The sequence below is a fragment of the Candidatus Phytoplasma sp. AldY-WA1 genome (assembly GCF_020312115.2).
Lineage (GTDB): Bacteria > Bacillota_I > Bacilli_A > Acholeplasmatales > Acholeplasmataceae > Phytoplasma > Phytoplasma vitis.
In genome coordinates this window covers 1-854 of sequence record NZ_JAHRHX020000134.1, presented here as the reverse complement: position 1 = coordinate 854, position 854 = coordinate 1, and the positions used below count along the sequence as shown (strand labels likewise).

The following is an 854-nucleotide window of genomic DNA, read 5'->3' as shown; positions in this document are numbered from 1 at the left end:
CATAATTTTTTTGCAATATTAAAAGTGCGTGAGGAAGTTTGGGGCTTTCATTTGTTTCGTATTCATAATAATTGTCTCTTTGAAGGCATTTATTTAATTTAGTAAAAGTAATATCATTACTATTATATTTGCGTTGCATTTCTTTTTCGAAATTTATTAATTCTCGGAAGTCCATCTGTTTTTCTATTATTAAGTTACTGTTACTATTATTATTTTTATTTACTTCTAACAAACTATTTGAGGAATTTGTTGTTTCTTTAACTGAATTTTTTTCGCTAGATTTTCGATTCATTATTTTTATTCCTACAAAAACCAATATAACTATAGTAATTACAACTAAAACAATGATGAATATTTTTTTATTTTTGTTATAAAATTCTTTAAAATTCATTAATTATTTTTTTTATCCTTTTTTCTTTATTGCTATTAATTAATACTAGTTATGCTTATAAAGCTATTAATTAATATTAATTTTAATTATAAACAAAAAAAAAAAAAAAACAATTTTAATATTCAGTTTTTTGTTTATAATTTTTGTAATTATTAAATTAAAGAATAGAAACTATAAAAAAGTGTAATAATTATTTGTTTTATTTTATATTTGTTTTTATAGACATAAAAATTAACGAATTGAAAATATTGTGTGAAGTGTAAAAAATTAAGTTAAAGAAACAAACACATTCTTCAAATGGTTCGATAGAAGTAAATAAAAATAATGAAAATATTTACTTTAAAAGAATTTAGTAATAAAAAGTTTTAAAAAAAAAAAAAAAAGAAAAGTTGCATAATCACAAGTTCTTTTTTAAAAAACAATAGGTTTATTTTGTTTAATTTCTAAATATTTTTCTAATAAA

1 protein-coding gene is annotated in these 854 nt (G+C 18.0%); it reads right to left on the bottom strand.

Annotated features, from left to right (window positions below; translation table 11 throughout):
* Positions 1 to 391 (bottom strand): hypothetical protein (locus tag KTO59_RS04440; protein ID WP_284928852.1); only part of this gene is annotated, 391 nt, incomplete at its 3' end.
* Positions 392 to 854: the final 463 nt, after the last annotated feature.